At 67.9% G+C, this 14253-nt stretch carries 15 protein-coding genes; 6 read left to right on the forward strand and 9 right to left on the reverse strand.

Translation table 11 applies throughout. The features are described 5' to 3' along the window. Nucleotides 1-24: 24 nt before the first annotated feature. From OE647_RS08150 to OE647_RS08175, 6 genes are all read right to left on the reverse strand, one after another. Nucleotides 25-618 carry a DedA family protein gene (locus tag OE647_RS08150; RefSeq protein ID WP_263721224.1) on the reverse strand — a complete coding sequence of 198 codons (594 nt, stop codon included), beginning with the start codon at nucleotides 616-618 and terminating at the stop codon, nucleotides 25-27. Then, a complete protein-coding gene (locus OE647_RS08155) occupies nucleotides 615-956 on the reverse strand; it encodes a hypothetical protein (RefSeq protein ID WP_263721225.1) in 342 nt (113 codons plus the stop codon). Before OE647_RS08155 ends, OE647_RS08150 begins: the two co-directional genes overlap by 4 nt. Further along, nucleotides 953-2134 (reverse strand): vWA domain-containing protein, encoded by a 1182-nt coding sequence (locus OE647_RS08160; RefSeq protein ID WP_263721226.1) that lies wholly within the window; start codon nucleotides 2132-2134, stop codon nucleotides 953-955. Before OE647_RS08160 ends, OE647_RS08155 begins: the two co-directional genes overlap by 4 nt. 4 nt (nucleotides 2135-2138) lie before the next feature. Then, entirely contained in the window at nucleotides 2139-2303 is a 165-nt protein-coding gene (locus OE647_RS08165) for a hypothetical protein (protein ID WP_263721227.1), read from the reverse strand. Further along, nucleotides 2300-3667, reverse strand: a complete 1368-nt coding sequence (locus OE647_RS08170; protein WP_263721228.1) for a DUF2927 domain-containing protein — start codon at nucleotides 3665-3667, stop codon at nucleotides 2300-2302. The genes OE647_RS08165 and OE647_RS08170 overlap by 4 nt, the downstream gene beginning before the upstream one ends. Before the next feature lie 248 nt (nucleotides 3668-3915). Beyond that, nucleotides 3916-4755, reverse strand: a complete 840-nt coding sequence (locus OE647_RS08175; protein ID WP_263721229.1) for an AAA family ATPase — start codon at nucleotides 4753-4755, stop codon at nucleotides 3916-3918. 183 nt (nucleotides 4756-4938) lie between these two features. Between OE647_RS08175 and dksA the strand changes: the two genes are divergently transcribed. Continuing rightward, on the forward strand, nucleotides 4939-5361 hold the full coding sequence (gene dksA / locus OE647_RS08180; RefSeq protein ID WP_263721230.1) for an RNA polymerase-binding protein DksA: 423 nt from the start codon (nucleotides 4939-4941) through the stop codon (nucleotides 5359-5361). A 66-nt stretch (nucleotides 5362-5427) separates the two neighbouring features. Further along, nucleotides 5428-6597 carry an FAD-dependent oxidoreductase gene (locus OE647_RS08185; protein WP_263721231.1) on the forward strand — a complete coding sequence of 390 codons (1170 nt, stop codon included), beginning with the start codon at nucleotides 5428-5430 and terminating at the stop codon, nucleotides 6595-6597. 5 nt (nucleotides 6598-6602) lie between these two features. Here OE647_RS08185 and OE647_RS08190 read toward each other — a convergent pair whose 3' ends face one another. The 3 genes from OE647_RS08190 to OE647_RS08200 form a co-directional block, all read right to left on the reverse strand. After that, complete coding sequence (locus tag OE647_RS08190; protein WP_263721233.1) at nucleotides 6603-7880, reverse strand: NAD(P)/FAD-dependent oxidoreductase; 1278 nt, start codon at nucleotides 7878-7880, stop codon at nucleotides 6603-6605. 4 nt (nucleotides 7881-7884) lie between these two features. Continuing rightward, complete coding sequence (gene xth, locus OE647_RS08195; protein WP_263721234.1) at nucleotides 7885-8664, reverse strand: exodeoxyribonuclease III; 780 nt, start codon at nucleotides 8662-8664, stop codon at nucleotides 7885-7887. 168 nt (nucleotides 8665-8832) lie between these two features. Next, nucleotides 8833-9165 carry a HesB/IscA family protein gene (locus OE647_RS08200; protein WP_263721235.1) on the reverse strand — a complete coding sequence of 111 codons (333 nt, stop codon included), beginning with the start codon at nucleotides 9163-9165 and terminating at the stop codon, nucleotides 8833-8835. A gap of 69 nt (nucleotides 9166-9234) precedes the next feature. On the opposite strand from OE647_RS08200, the gene OE647_RS08205 reads away from it, so the two are divergent. The 4 genes from OE647_RS08205 (at nucleotide 9235) to OE647_RS08220 (ending at nucleotide 14252) form a co-directional block, all read left to right on the forward strand. Continuing rightward, nucleotides 9235-10425 (forward strand): deoxyguanosinetriphosphate triphosphohydrolase, encoded by a 1191-nt coding sequence (locus OE647_RS08205; protein WP_263721236.1) that lies wholly within the window; start codon nucleotides 9235-9237, stop codon nucleotides 10423-10425. Between the two features lie 68 nt (nucleotides 10426-10493). After that, the gene (argS, locus tag OE647_RS08210) at nucleotides 10494-12239 is read left to right on the forward strand and encodes an arginine--tRNA ligase (protein WP_263721237.1); all 1746 of its coding nucleotides are present in this window, start codon (nucleotides 10494-10496) and stop codon (nucleotides 12237-12239) included. Between the two features lie 67 nt (nucleotides 12240-12306). Further along, the gene (locus OE647_RS08215; RefSeq protein WP_263721238.1) at nucleotides 12307-13242 is read left to right on the forward strand and encodes an SPOR domain-containing protein; all 936 of its coding nucleotides are present in this window, start codon (nucleotides 12307-12309) and stop codon (nucleotides 13240-13242) included. Then, on the forward strand, nucleotides 13218-14252 hold the full coding sequence (locus OE647_RS08220) for a glycoside hydrolase family 3 N-terminal domain-containing protein (RefSeq protein ID WP_263721239.1): 1035 nt from the start codon (nucleotides 13218-13220) through the stop codon (nucleotides 14250-14252). Before OE647_RS08215 ends, OE647_RS08220 begins: the two co-directional genes overlap by 25 nt. Nucleotide 14253 lies beyond the last annotated feature (1 nt).

A 14253-nucleotide genomic window follows, 5' to 3' on the forward strand; every position in this document is an offset into this window, starting at 1 on the left:
GGGGCGGGCGCGCAGAAACGGAAGTCAGCCGCGATGCCGCAGGGCCGCGCGCAGCCAAAGCCCCGCCAGTACCATCGCCGCGACCCCGCCCACGAGGCCGAGGGCGGAGCCGATCAGATCCTCTGCCGCAGTCAGATTGCCGACGAAGACATGGCCCATGCCGGTGTAAAGGCCGACCCAGACCAGCTCGCCCGCAATGCCGGCCGTGGTGAAGCGGGCCCAGCCATGCCCCATCGCCCCGGCGGCCAGGTTGACCCAAGGCCCCGCAGGGCTGACCAGCCAGCGCGAAAAGAACACCGCTGGCAGGCCGCCCCGGGTCAGCAGTTCGCGGCCCCGTGCCACCATCGCCGCACGACGGCGCCCGCGTTCCAGCCGCGCCACAAAGCGGGCGCCGCCGAAGCGGCCAAGCGCAAAGCCGGTCTGATCGCCCGCCACCGCGCCCAGAAGCGCCGCCGCCATCGCCTGCCAGAGCGTGAAGTCACCAGTGGCGGCAAATCCGCCGCCCGCCAGCATCAGGAGCGAGGCCGGGGCCGGAACCGCCAGGCAGGACAGAAAGGTGCCGACCGCCAGCAGCCACAGCCCGTAGTCGGGCAGGAGCGAAAGAAGCCAGTCGCTCATTCACCGGTCCGCGTGGCGAGATAGGCCGCGAGATCGGCCAGAAGCGTCTCAAGCGGGATGCCGCGCGCCCGGGCGATGTCATCGAGCGTCATCCGCGCGTCGCCGCCGGGCGCGAGATCGAGGTGCCGCGCCAGGTCCTCCTGCGGGACATGCCAGCTGCGAGCGATGTAGCGCGGTGTCATCCAGCCGTCGGGTTCCTGCTGGCGATGCGCGGGGTCCGCCCAGTAAAGCGAGAAGACCGCCAGCCGGACCGCGAAAAGAACCGCCACCACCGCGCCACCGACAAAGACCAGAAGCGCCAGGCGGTGTTCGCGCCAGAGATGGGCAAGCGCCCTCATGTCAGCGCCTTCATCGCCCGCCCGATCCCGTCGAGCGTGAGCGGGAACATCGCGCCCTCGAAAATGCGGGTGATCATGCCAACCGATTGCGTGTGCGGCCAGTAACGCTCCGGCAGCGGGTTCAGCCAGGCGTTCGAGGGCCACTGGCCGCGCGCGCGTTCCAGCCAGACCTGCCCGGCCTCCTTGTTCCAGTGCTCGTTCGCCCCGCCGGGGTGGGCGATCTCATAGGGCGACATGGAGGCGTCGCCGACAAAGATCGCCTTGTAGTCGGGCCCATAGGTCCGCAGCACCTCCCATGTCGGGGTCTGCTGGTCCCAGCGGCGGTGGTTGTCGCGCCAGACGCCCTCGTAAAGGCAGTTGTGGAAGTAGTAGTATTCCAGATGCTTGAACTCCGCCCGTGCGGCGCTGAAAAGCTCCTCCACCACCCGGATATGCGGGTCCATGGAGCCGCCCACGTCGAGGAACAGCAGCACCTTGACGGCGTTGTGCCGTTCGGGCCGGGTCTGAACATCCAGGTAGCCGTGTTCGGCGGTCGCGCGGATCGTGCCGGGCAGGTCCAGTTCCTCTGCCGCGCCGGTGCGCGCCCAGCGGCGCAGGCGCTTCAGCGCGACCTTGATGTTGCGCGTTCCCAACTCCACCGTGTCGTCGAGGTTGCGGAACTCCCGCTTGTCCCAGACCTTGACGGCGCGCTGGTGGCGACTTTCCTTCTGGCCGATGCGCACGCCTTCGGGGTTGTAGCCATAGGCCCCGAAGGGCGAGGTGCCGGCGGTGCCAATCCACTTCGATCCGCCCTGGTGGCGTCCCTTCTGCTCCTCAAGCCGTTTCTTGAGGGTTTCCATAAGCTTGTCGAAGCCTCCTAAAGCTTCGATCTGGGCTTTTTCCTCAGGCGTCAGGGTGCGCTCCAAGAGCTTTTCCAGCCACTCCGCGGGCAGGTCCAGGGCCTCCAGAACCTGTTCGGGGGTGAGCGCCTCAACCCCCTTGAAAGCCTCGGCGAAGGCGCGGTCGAAGCGGTCGAGGTGGCGTTCGTCCTTCACCATCGCGGTGCGGGCGAGATAGTAGAAGGTCTCGACCTCATAGGTCGCGAGGCCCGCCGCCAGCCCTTCCAGAAATCCCAGGTATTCGCGCAGAGAGACGGGGATGCCGGTCTTGCGCAGGGTTTCGAAGAACGGCAGGAACATGGGATCAGGTCATGCGGTCGATGAAGAGCGTGACGAAGAGAGCGAGAATCGTGAAAATGATAGCGTAGACAAGGGTATATTGCACCTTGTCAAAGCGGTTTCCCTGTCGCTTGCGGGCGGCCATCCACCCCAGCAGCGCCCCCAGTACGAAGCCCGCGGCGATGATCATTTTCCAGTTCCCCTTGCCATGCGTTCGATCGTGCGGAAGCTCGCGTCGAAGTTCGCGATCTCCTCGGCCGAGCCGAAGCCATAGCGCGCCCAGCCAAGGCTGTCGAGCCGGATGGCCGCCGCTTTTTCGGCTAGCCCCATCACGCGGTAGGCGGCGGACTCGGTGCGCAGGAGTTCCGCCAGAAGGGCGGCGTTCTCGGCCCGGCGGGCGGCGGGCATGGCCGCGCGGACGAGCGCCAGGGCCTCGGCCGTGTTGCCCCGGCTCAGCTCGAACGTCGCCAGCGGCAGGTCGGCCTGCGCGCGCTGGATGTCGGTGCCGGGGATGGCGCTGAAGGCCGCGCGGGCGCCCAGGAATGCCGTGCGGGCCGCGCCCGCGTCACGCCCCTGGATCAGCCGCCCAAAGGCGTAAAGCGCAAAACCCGTGCGTTCGTCGCGCCAGCCGCCTTCCCGCGCGATGGCGACGGCGCGGGCGGCGGCGCTGCGCCGCTTGGTTGCAGCGCCCTTGGGGCCAAGCGCGGTCGCGACGGCGTTGGAGAAGGCCCGGGGCGTGGGTGGCAGGGGCGCCCCTGCCGGACGTTCGCCCGCCGGGTTCATCCGTGCGAAGATCGCGGGCAGCCGCGCGGCCACCGCTTCGCGCGTCATGCCATTGGACAGTTCCGGCGCGTAGTGGATGCGCAGCATGAGCATGTCGAAGCCGGTCAGGACGGTGTGGAAATTGTCGTCGTTGAAGACCGAATCCGGCAGTTCGTAAAGGTCGTTGAGCGGGCCGAGCGCCTGCGCGATCTCCTCATGCAGACAGTCGCGGACCTCCTGGGGGGCGGTGTCGTTGGGGATGAAGATCGCGACCCGGTCGCGCCGGGTCAGCCGCGACCAGTCGGTCTGAACCGAACGCGCCTTGCCCCGGAACTCCATCCAGGAGGAGACGCCGGGTTCAACGAAGCAGGCTGCCTGGGGGACCAGCGCCTGCATGGTGCGGCGCGGCAGGAACTCGACCGTGATGGCGGCCGCGCCTTCGGTGCGCAGGATGGAGATCCCGGCCTCGTTGCGCAGGCGTGACATGAGCCGGCCCAGGTCCATCTCCACCGTCGGCGGGACCGCGCCGGCGAGGGCGATGGTCACCGGCTCCTCGAACCGGGTCATGACCGGCAGACGCTCTCCGGTTTCGAGGCGGAAGACGAGGTCGAGGAAGTTTCGTGCCATCTCCGCATTGGGGCGCATCGGGCGCTGCGGCGCGCTTTGGGTGAAGACGCGCATGGGGGGGAGGTCGGTGATCGGCGCCCGTGCGGCGGACGGCGGCGCGGGCGGCACGGGCGCGCAGGCGACCAGGAGCGACATGAGGGCAAGGGAGACGAGGGCGCGGCGCATCAGGGACGGGTGTGCTTGGTGCAGGGGGACGTGGCCCCGACAGGGGAAGTGGGCGCCCAGGTCACCGGCGTGTGGCCGCGCCTTGCCCGAACGCGCCGTGGTTCCGGCAGAACCGATGGCTTTCGGGCAGGAAGGGGCAGGGGGTCCGTCATGAAGTCCTCCGGCGGCATCGGCGTGCCGCGCAACGTCAGATGTGCGCAATTCCCCGCAGCTTGTCCACCCACGGCTTGGTGAAAGGGCCGTCCGGGCTAGCGGCCCGCCCGTGCCATGAAGGCCAGTCGCTCGAACAGCGCGACGTCCTGTTCATTTTTCAAGAGCGCCCCGTGGAGCTTCGGCAGAAGCTGGCGCGGATCGCGCTTGAGATCGGCGGGCGTCAGGTCCTCCGCCAGGATCAGCTTGAGCCAGTCCAGAACCTCGGACGTGGAGGGCTTCTTCTTCAGCCCCGGCGTTTCGCGAATCTCGTAAAATTGCGTCAGCGCCTCGGCCAGCAGGGTTTCCTTGATCCTCGGGAAATGTACCGCGACGATGCGCTGCAGCGTCTCGGCCTCGGGGAAGCGGATGTAGTGGAAGAAGCAGCGCCGGAGGAAGGCGTCGGGCAGTTCCTTTTCGTTGTTCGAGGTGATGATGACCACTGGCCGCTGGCGGGCGCGGATGGTCTCACCCGTCTCGTAGACGTGGAACTCCATCCGGTCGAGTTCCTGGAGCAGGTCGTTGGGAAACTCGATGTCGGCCTTGTCGATCTCGTCGATCAGCAGGACGACCTTGGTGTCGGCCTCGAAGGCCTGCCAGAGCTTGCCCTTGCGGATGTAGTTCTTGACCTCATGGACGCGCTCGTCGCCCAACTGGCTGTCGCGCAGGCGCGAGACGGCGTCATATTCGTAAAGGCCCTGTTGCGCCTTTGTCGTTGATTTCACATGCCATTCCACCAGCGGAAGGCCGAGGCTCATCGCGACCTGCCGGGCAAGCTCGGTCTTGCCGGTGCCGGGCTCCCCCTTCACGAGGAGCGGCCGTTCAAGCGTGACCGCGGCATTGACCGCAACGGTCAGATCCTCGGTTGCGACGTAGTCCGCCGTGCCGTTGAATTTCATCGGCTGCTGCCTCCTTCTGACCTGCCTGCCCGATTTCAGAGATACGCGGGCCATCAAATTGCCGCAAGACTGGGCGACAGCTAGTGACATCCCCCCAGCGTTGCGGTAAGGGAGCGCCCGAGGATGTACCGGATGACGATTGCAGAAATGACGAACGGGTCCGGAGGCAGGAAGGGAGCAGAAATGAAGGCCGAAACCTTTCTTCCCGAGGACTATCGTCCCGCCGAGGACGAGCCCTTCATGAACGATCGGCAGCTGGAATATTTCCGCCGCAAGCTGATCGCCTGGAAGAGCGAATTGTTGGAGCAATCGGCGGAAACGCTCGAAGGGCTTCAGGACAGCGCGCGCAACGTGCCCGACATCGCCGATCGCGCCAGTGAGGAAACCGACCGGGCGCTGGAACTCAGGACCCGCGACCGCCAGCGCAAGCTGGTTGCCAAGATCGATTCCGCGCTGCGCCGCATCGAGAACGGCGAATACGGCTATTGCGAGATGACGGGCGAGCAGATCTCGCTCAAGCGCCTCGATGCCCGCCCGATCGCGACCATGACGCTTGAGGCGCAGGAACGTCACGAGCGGCGCGAGCGCGTGCATCGCGACGACTGAACCCTTTCGCGGGGTCGGAAGATTCGGCGCCGGGGTCGCAGGGCTCCGGCGCTTTCGTTTTCGGAGGTGGTGGTGAAGGGCAGTCAGGTCACGGTTATCGGCGCGGGGATCGCGGGTCTGGCGGTCGCGCGGGCGCTGGCGCTGAGGGGGGCGGAGGTCACGGTCCTCGAACAGGCGCCGGAGATTCGCGAGGTCGGCGCCGGGCTTCAGATCACGCCGAACGGCCACCGCATTCTGGCGGCACTTGGCCTTGAGGCCGAGGCCGAGCGCGAGGGAACGCGTGCCGAGGCGGTCGAACTGATCGACGGCGAAACGGGGGGGCAGGTGCTGAAGCTCGACCTGCTGAAGCAACGCCCGGCGCAGCCTTTCCGCTTCTTCCACCGCGCGGACCTTGTCACCCTTCTGGCCGAAGGCGCGCGCGCGGCGGGCGTGGAGATCAGGCTGCTCCAGAAGATCGAGGGCGTGACCCTGGGGCAGGGCCGCCCGCGCCTGCGCACCGCGCAGGGCGCCGAGGTCGAGGTCGATCTGCTGATCGGCGCGGACGGCCTCCATTCCAAGGTGCGGGAGGCGCTCTGCGGCAAGGTCGCGCCCTTCTTCACCCATCAGGTCGCGTGGCGCGCGACGCTGTCGGCCGAGCCCGGCATTCGCCCGGTCGCGCAGGTCTTCATGGGCGAGGGGCGCCATGTCGTCAGCTATCCCCTGCGCGGCGGCCGCCAGCGCAACATCGTCGCGGTGGAGGAACGCCGCCGCTGGGCCGAGGAAAGCTGGTCGCTGACCGACGACCCGCTGGCGCTGCGCATCGCCTTCGAGGATTTCGTGCCCGAGGTGCGCGGTTGGCTCGACCGGATCGAGCGCCCGAACCTCTGGGGACTGTTCCGCCACCCGGTCGCGGAGCGCTGGTACGGGCATGGCGCCGCGATCCTGGGCGATGCGGCCCATCCGACGCTGCCGTTCCTCGCCCAGGGGGCCAACATGGCGCTGGAGGATGCGTGGGTCCTTGCCTCGACGCTCTCTGACGCCGCTTCGCCCGAGGAGGGGCTGGCCGCCTACCAGGCCGCGCGCCAGGCGCGCGCGCGCCGCATCGTGGCGGCCGCGAACGCGAATGCAACGAACTATCACCTATCAGGGGTGCGCCGCGACCTTGCCCATGCCGGGCTGAAGCTTCTCAACCGCTTCGCCCCCGCGACGATGCTGAACCGCTTCGACTGGCTTTACAGCCACGATGTGACGGCCTGAGAGACTCAACCGCGCTCGCGCCACCAATCCTGCGCGCGCAGCTTCCAGTAGGTCAGCTGCGCCGCCACCAGCCCCAGCGGCCCCCCGGCCCAGTCCAACCCGAAAGGGGCGAACAGGCGGATACGGTCGCTTTCGCCCAGCATCGCCTCGGCCAGGACCTTGCCCGCGATCGCCGTGGTGTTGAGCCCGTGGCCGCCGAAGGCGCTTATGTGCCAGACGCCGGGTGCCAGTTCTCCGACTTGCGGCATCAGGTGGCGCGCATATCCCATGAGGCCGGACCAGGCGATCTCTGTCCGCAATCCCTCCAGCTGCGGGTAGGCGGTGAACATCTCGCGCCGAAGTTCGCGCGCGATCCCGGCGGGGTCCGCCGCCCGCGTCGTGATCCGCCCTCCCCATAGCAAGCGCCGTCCACCCTCGACGAGCCGGTAGTAATCGCCCGCACGCCGGTCGTCATACATGCAGGCGCGGGTACGGATCGCGCTGGCGATGAGGTCCGGTGCGGGCTCGGTCGCCATCATGTAGGTGGCGATGGGCAGGACCGCGCGTTTGAGCCGCGGAACCAGCCCACCGGTATAGCCCCCGGTCGCGAAGACGATGCGCGCCGCCTCGATGCGTCCGTCGGGCGTTTCGATGCGCTTGACCGGGCCGTCCAGCCCGACGCCCGTCGCGGGGGTGCCTTCATGGATCTGTCCGCCCAGCCGTTCCACCTCCGCCGCGATTGCGCACAGGGTGTTCAACGGATGGATGTGAAAGGCGTTCGGATCGTGGATGGCGTGGAAATAGCGCGGGCTGGTCACATGCTCAGCCAGCGCCACCCGGTCCAGATAGCTGATGCGATAGCCGTAGTCGTCGGCAAATTCCGCGACATGCGCCTTCAGATCGTCGGCCCGATCGAAGCGGCGCAGGCTCAAGAGCCCCGGAACCAGCCCCGAGCTGTCGATCCCCAGGTCGCGGATCGTCGCGCGCAGCCTCTCCACCCCCTCGATCGAGAGCAGATGCAGCGCGCGGGCCGCCTCGGGCCCCACGCGCGCCCGGATCGCCGCATCACCCCCCGCAAAGGCCGGGCTGACCAGCCCGCCGTTCCTGCCCGAGGCGCCAAAGCCGACGCCCTCCGCCTCCACCAGCGCCACGCGGACGCCCGCGCGCGCCAGTTCCAACGCGGTCGTCAGACCCGCGAAGCCGCCGCCAACGATGGCGACCTCGGCCTCCTCCCGCCCCGTCAGCGAAGGCCGCACCCGCCGCTCGGCGGCCGTGCGCGCGTAATAGGTGTCCGGTGCGGTCATTCCGTCAGGCGTCCAGCTCGATCCAGACCGGAACATGGTCCGAGGGCTTGTCGCCATCGCGCACCGCCTTGTCGATGCCCGCGTCGCGCAGAAGGTCCGCCGCCTGCGGGCTCAGCAACATGTGATCGATGCGGATGCCGTTGTTCTTTTGCCAGGCCCCGCCCTGGTAGTCCCAGAAGGTATAGACCCCGGGCCGCGGATCGCGGGTCCGAATCGCCTCGGTCAGGCCGAGGTTCAAGATCGACCGAAAGGCCGCGCGCGACTCGGGTCGGAAAAGCGCATCCTCCACCCAGGCTTCCGGCTTCGCGGCATCGACGGGCTGGGGGATCACGTTGTAGTCGCCGCCAAGGACCAGCGGCATCTCTTCCACCAGCATCTCGGCCACCCGAGCCTTCATTCGCGCCATCCAGGCCAGCTTGTAGTCGAACTTCGGGCCCGGCGCGGGATTGCCGTTGGGCAGGTAAAGCCCGACCACGCGCACGGCGGTCTTGCCCACCACCGTCGCCTCGATCCAGCGCGCCTGAACATCCTCGTCATCGCCGGGCAGGCCACGCTCGATATCCTCCAGTGGCAGCCTCGACAGGATCGCGACGCCGTTGAAGCCCTTCTGCCCGTGGGTTTCGACGAAATAGCCCATGTCCTCGAAGGCCTCGCGCGGAAACCCTTCGTCGACGGACTTGATCTCCTGCAACAGGGCCACGTCCGGCCGCGCGGCCTCCAACCAGGCCGTCAGCGCCTCGATCCGCGCCTTGACGCCATTGATGTTGAACGTCGCGATCTTCATGGCTGGCCTCCCTCGCTCGCCCCCGTTGTCGCCGGGATCACGGCCAAGGGCAAGCATGGCCCCTTCTTCATTGCCCCAAATACCCCCGCCGGAGGCACCGGAGCGGCCCCTGCGCCGCAGGGGGCGCGACAGATGGCTTGCGCGCCGGAACGGCGCGCGCGGCATTGCTTAGATGGAAAAGCTCGTCCCGCAGCCGCAGGAAGAAGTCGCGTTCGGGTTTTCGACCACGAAACGCGCGCCGATCAGTTCGTCGGAAAAGTCGATCGTCGCATTGGCGAGGAAGGGCAGCGACACCGCATCGACCAGAACCTTCTGGCCGGCGCCCTCCAGCACCAGGTCATCGGGCGCGGGATCGTCGAGCGTGATCTCGTACTGGAAGCCGGAACACCCGCCGCCGGAGACCGCGACGCGCAGCGCCTTCTCCGCGTCCGCATCGGCATTGATCTCCGCCAGCCGCGCGAAGGCGCGGGGGGTCACTTTCGGGGGCAGGTTCAGGTCCATGGGAAAACCAGTGTCATTTCCATCCTCACACAATATATGAGAAGCCAACGGAACGACAAGAACGGCCAGATGACGCTCGCACCCTATGCCTGCCACCCCGACGAAAGCCGCGGCAGGCTTCATCCCGAAAGCATGTCCACCTTCCGCTCGCCCTTCCAGCGCGACCGGGACCGGATCATCCATTCCTCGGCCTTCCGCAGGCTCAAGCACAAGACCCAGGTCTTCGTGGAGCATGAGGGCGACTATTACCGCACCCGCCTGACCCACACGATCGAGGTGGCCCAGGTCGCGCGCACCATCGCGGGCACGCTCGGCCTCAACGTCGAACTGGCCGAGGCCGTGGCGCTGGCCCATGACCTCGGCCATCCGCCCTTCGGCCATACCGGAGAGGACGCGCTGCACGAGTTGATGGCCCCCTACGGCGGCTTCGACCACAACGCCCAGGCGCTGCGGATCGTGACCAAGCTGGAACGCCACTACGCAGGGTTCGACGGGCTGAACCTGACCTGGGAAACGCTGGAGGGCATCGCCAAGCACAACGGGCCGGTGATCGGGCCGCGCGCCTCCGGTTCCCATGCCGTCGCGGAGGGCGAGGAGATGCCCTACGCGCTGGCCGAGTGCAACGCGGCCTGGGATCTGGAGCTGTCCACCTTCGCCTCGGCCGAGGCGCAGGTGGCGGCGGTGGCCGATGACGTGGCCTATAACCATCATGACCTGCATGACGGGCTGCGCGCGGGGCTTTTCAGCGAGGATGACCTGATGGAGCTTCCCGTGACGGGGCCCGCCTTCGAAGAGGTCGACCGCCTTCACCCCGGCCTTGACCCCACGCGGCGTCGGCATGAGGCGTTGCGCCGCGTCTTCGGCGTGATGGTGGAGGACGTCATCGCCGTCGCGCAGAACCGGCTAGAAGGGAGCCAGCCCCAATCCGCGCAAGAGATCCGCGACATGGACGGCCCGATCATCCGGTTTTCAAAGCCGCTCTACCAGAACCTCAAGGCGATCAAGTCGTTCCTCTTCACCCGCATGTATCGCGCGCCGTCCGTGGTGGTCGAGCGTCAGCGCGTGACGGCCATGGTACGGGACCTTTTCCCGCTGTTCCTGAAAGAGCCGGGGCTACTGCCCGCCGAATGGCGCGCCGATGTCGCCGCCGCGCGGGATGAAACCGAACTGGCGCGCGTCGTGCTCGACTATGTCGCGGGCATGACCGACCGTTTCGCGATCCAGGAACACGAACGCCTGTTCGATACGGCCGGGGCCTGAGGCCGCGCGCCCGCCATTGACGCGGGCGGTCGGCTCTGGCATCCCCCGAACGAACGAAGGACACAAAAATGAACCTTTTCTCCGATATCCGCGCGGCGGTGCTCGACGCTCTTGCCGCAATGCAGGCCGAGGGCGCGCTGCCCGCCGGGCTCGACATGTCCAATGTCGCGGTCGAGCCGCCGCGCGATGCGGCCCATGGCGACATGGCCACCAACGCCGCGATGGTGCTGGCCAAGCCCGCCGGACAGCAGCCCCGCGCGATCGCCGAGGCGCTGGCCGCGAAACTTTCCGCCGATCCGCGCATCGTGACCGCCGAGGTCGCAGGCCCTGGCTTTCTGAACCTGCGCCTGACGCCTGACGCCTGGCGCGGTGTGGTGGCGGCAGCCCTCGGGCAGGGCAGGGACTTCGGCCGGTCCGACATGGGGCGCGGCGTGAAGGTGAACGTGGAGTTCGTCTCCGCCAACCCCACCGGGCCGATGCATGTGGGCCATACCCGCGGCGCGGTCTTCGGCGATGCGCTGGCAGCACTTCTGGATTTCGCGGGCCATGAGGTGACGCGCGAATACTACATCAACGACGCGGGCGCGCAGGTCGACGTGCTGGCACGCTCCGCCTATGAACGCTACCGCGAGGCCAACGGCCTCAGCCCCGAGATCCGCGAGGGGCTGTACCCCGGCGACTACCTGATCCCGGTCGGCGAGGCGCTGAAGGCGAAATACGGCGCCTCGCTTCTGGACAGGCCCGAAGCTGACTGGCTGGCGGACGTGCGCGAATTCGCGACCCAGCGGATGATGGAAATGATCCGCCAGGATCTGGCGCTTCTGGGCGTCCGGATGGATGTCTTCTCCTCCGAGCGCGCGATCACCGCCTCGGGCCGGGTCGAAGAGGCGATTGAGACGCTGCGCGGCATGGGCCTGATCTACGAGGGCACGCTGGAGCCGCCCAAGGGCAAGCTGCCTGAGGACTGGGAGGAGCGCGAACAGACGCTGTTCCGCTCCACCGCGCATGGCGACGACGTGGACCGTCCGGTGAAGAAATCGGATGGCAGCTGGACCTATTTCGCCCCCGACATCGCCTATCACTGGGACAAGGTGAAGCGCGGCTACGACCAGTTGATCGACATCCTGGGCGCGGATCACGGCGGCTATGTGAAACGCCTCAAGGCGGTCGTCTCGGCGCTGTCGGACGGGCGCGTGCCCTTGGAGGTCAAGCTGATCCAGCTCGTCAAGCTCTACAAGAACGGCGAGCCCTTCAAGATGTCGAAGCGCGCGGGCACCTTCGTGACGCTGCGCGACGTGGTCGAGCAGGCGGGTCCGGATGTCACGCGCTTCGTCATGCTCACCCGCAAGAACGACGCGGCGCTGGATTTCGACTTCGACAAGGTGCTGGAACAGTCGAAGGACAACCCGGTCTTCTACGTCCAATACGCCCATGCCCGCGTCTGCTCGGTCATCCGCAAGGCGGCCGAGGCTGGGATCGCGGCGGATGATGCGACGCTGGCGGGCGCGGACCTTGCCCATCTGGCGCACGATGCCGAACTGTCGCTGGCCCGCAAGATCGCCGAATGGCCGCGCCTGGTGGAGATCTCCGCGCGCGGGCATGAGCCGCATCGCGTCGCCTTCTACCTTTACGAATTGGCCTCGGATCTCCACGGGCTGTGGAACCGCGGCAACGAGGATACCAGCCTTCGCTTCGTGCAAGAGGGCAATGCCCCCGTTTCACAGGCGAAAATCGCACTGGCACGGGCCGCGGGCGTTGTTATTTCCGCAGGTCTTGGTATCCTTGGCGTGACCCCCGCGGAAGAAATGCGCTGACAACAGGCGCCACGCCCGGGTCGTGACAGGCAAGCCGGGCGGTCCGCCGCCCGAAGCGAGGCGGAGCATGGCGGATATCGATTTCGACGATTTCCCGGCGGAGCGGGCTTATGCGCCCGACCGTGCGGAAAAGATGCAGAAATTCATCGGCATGGCGGGGGCGCTTACCTCTGCCGCCTTGGTCGCCGGGCTTCTCGTCTGGGGCTACAAGCTTGCTGTGCGCGACGTGACCGGCATTCCGGTGATCAAGGCCTTGGAAGGGCCCGCACGGGTGGCGCCCGACAATCCGGGCGGCGAACTGGCCGAACATACTGGCCTTTCGGTCAATGCGATTGCGGCGGATGGCGTGGCCGCGCCGCCGGCGGAGACGTTGACGCTGGCACCGGGCACGGCTGGCCTCGCGCCCGAGGATCTGGCGGGCGGCGAACTCGCCTCTCTTCCCGCGCTTCCGCCGGTGGCGGAGCCTGAACCCGCCGCGCCGGAAACCGAGGTTATCGCGGCGCCGCCGTTGGCGCAGGTGCCTCTGGCCGACCCGCTTCCCGATGGGGCGGCAGAGCCGCTTCTGGAACCCGAAACACCGGAACCCGGGGCCGACAAACTGGCGGCCCAGCGTCCCGTGGCACGTCCCGCGCGCGTCTTCTCGGCCGCCGCGCCTGCTGACGCGTATGACGCCGACGCGGATGCCATCGCGGCCGCTGTGGCGATGGCGCTCGCGCCCGTCGCGGTCGATGTGAACCCCGCCGCGCTGCCCGTGGGCACCAGCCTTGCCCAGCTTGGCTCCTTCGACACCGAGGCTGAGGCGCGCCTGGAATGGGATCGGATCGTCGCCCGCTACGGCGCCCTGATGGAGGCACGGCAGCGCGTGATCGAACAGGCGCAGTCCGGCGGCAACAGCTTCGTCCGGCTGCGGGTGGCCGGGTTCGAGGATATCGAGGACGCCCGGCGCTTCTGCTCCGTCCTGCTGGCGGAAAGCACCCAATGCGTGCCGACGCAGACAAAGTAAGGGGGCAGGGCACTCGCCCCTCGGCCACGATCCTCGGATGCCAGGGGCCGGCGCTGGGCGCTGGGGAGGCCGCGTTCCTGCGTGAGGCGAACCCCCTGGGCTTCATCCTTTTCGCCCGCAATATCGAGGCGCCCGAACAGGTGCGCCGCCTGACCGACGCGCTGCGCGAGGCCGTCGGGCGCGACGCGCCGGTTCTGGTCGACCAGGAAGGCGGCCGGGTCCAGCGCCTGCGCGCGCCGCATTGGCGCGAATGGCTGCCACCACTGGACCAGGTCGAGGCTTCGCCCCCCGAGGTGATGGAACGGGGGATCTGGCTGCGCTACCGCCTGATCGCGGACGAGCTTCACAAGGTGGGCATTGACGCCAACTGCGCGCCGTCGGCTGATATCGCGGGGCCCGATACGCATCCCTTCCTGCGCAATCGCTGCTTCGGGAGCGACGCCGCCACCGTCACGCGCGCGGCGCGGGCAGCGGCGAACGGGCTTCTGGCGGGGGGCGTGTTGCCGGTCCTCAAGCACATTCCCGGCCATGGCCGCGCGGTTGCCGACAGCCATCTGGAACTGCCCACCGTCACCGCGCCCGAGGCGGAGTTGACGCGCACCGATTTCGCGCCGTTCAAGGCGCTTTCGGACCTGCCGATCGGCATGACTGCCCATATCCGCTTCACGGCGATCGATCCCGACCGCCCGGCCACGGCGTCGCCGGTGATGATCGACCTGATCCGCCGCCGGATCGGCTTTCAGGGGCTCTTGCTCACCGACGATATCACCATGCAGGCGCTCTCGGGCACGCCCGCCGAACGCGCCCGTGCGGCGATGACTGCGGGCTGCGATATCGTGCTTCACTGTAACGGCACGATTGAGGAGATGGCCGGAACCGTCGATGCCGCTGGGGGGATGAGCGATGAGGCGCTTCGCCGGGCCGCCACCGCGCTGGCGGCGCGCGAAAGGCCCGAGCCCATTGACACCGCCCTTCTGGAAGCCGAACTTGAGACGCTTCTGAAGGGATAGC

Origin of the sequence: Albidovulum sediminicola (genome assembly GCF_025751575.1) — a bacterium.
GTDB classification, from domain to species: domain Bacteria; phylum Pseudomonadota; class Alphaproteobacteria; order Rhodobacterales; family Rhodobacteraceae; genus Albidovulum; species Albidovulum sediminicola.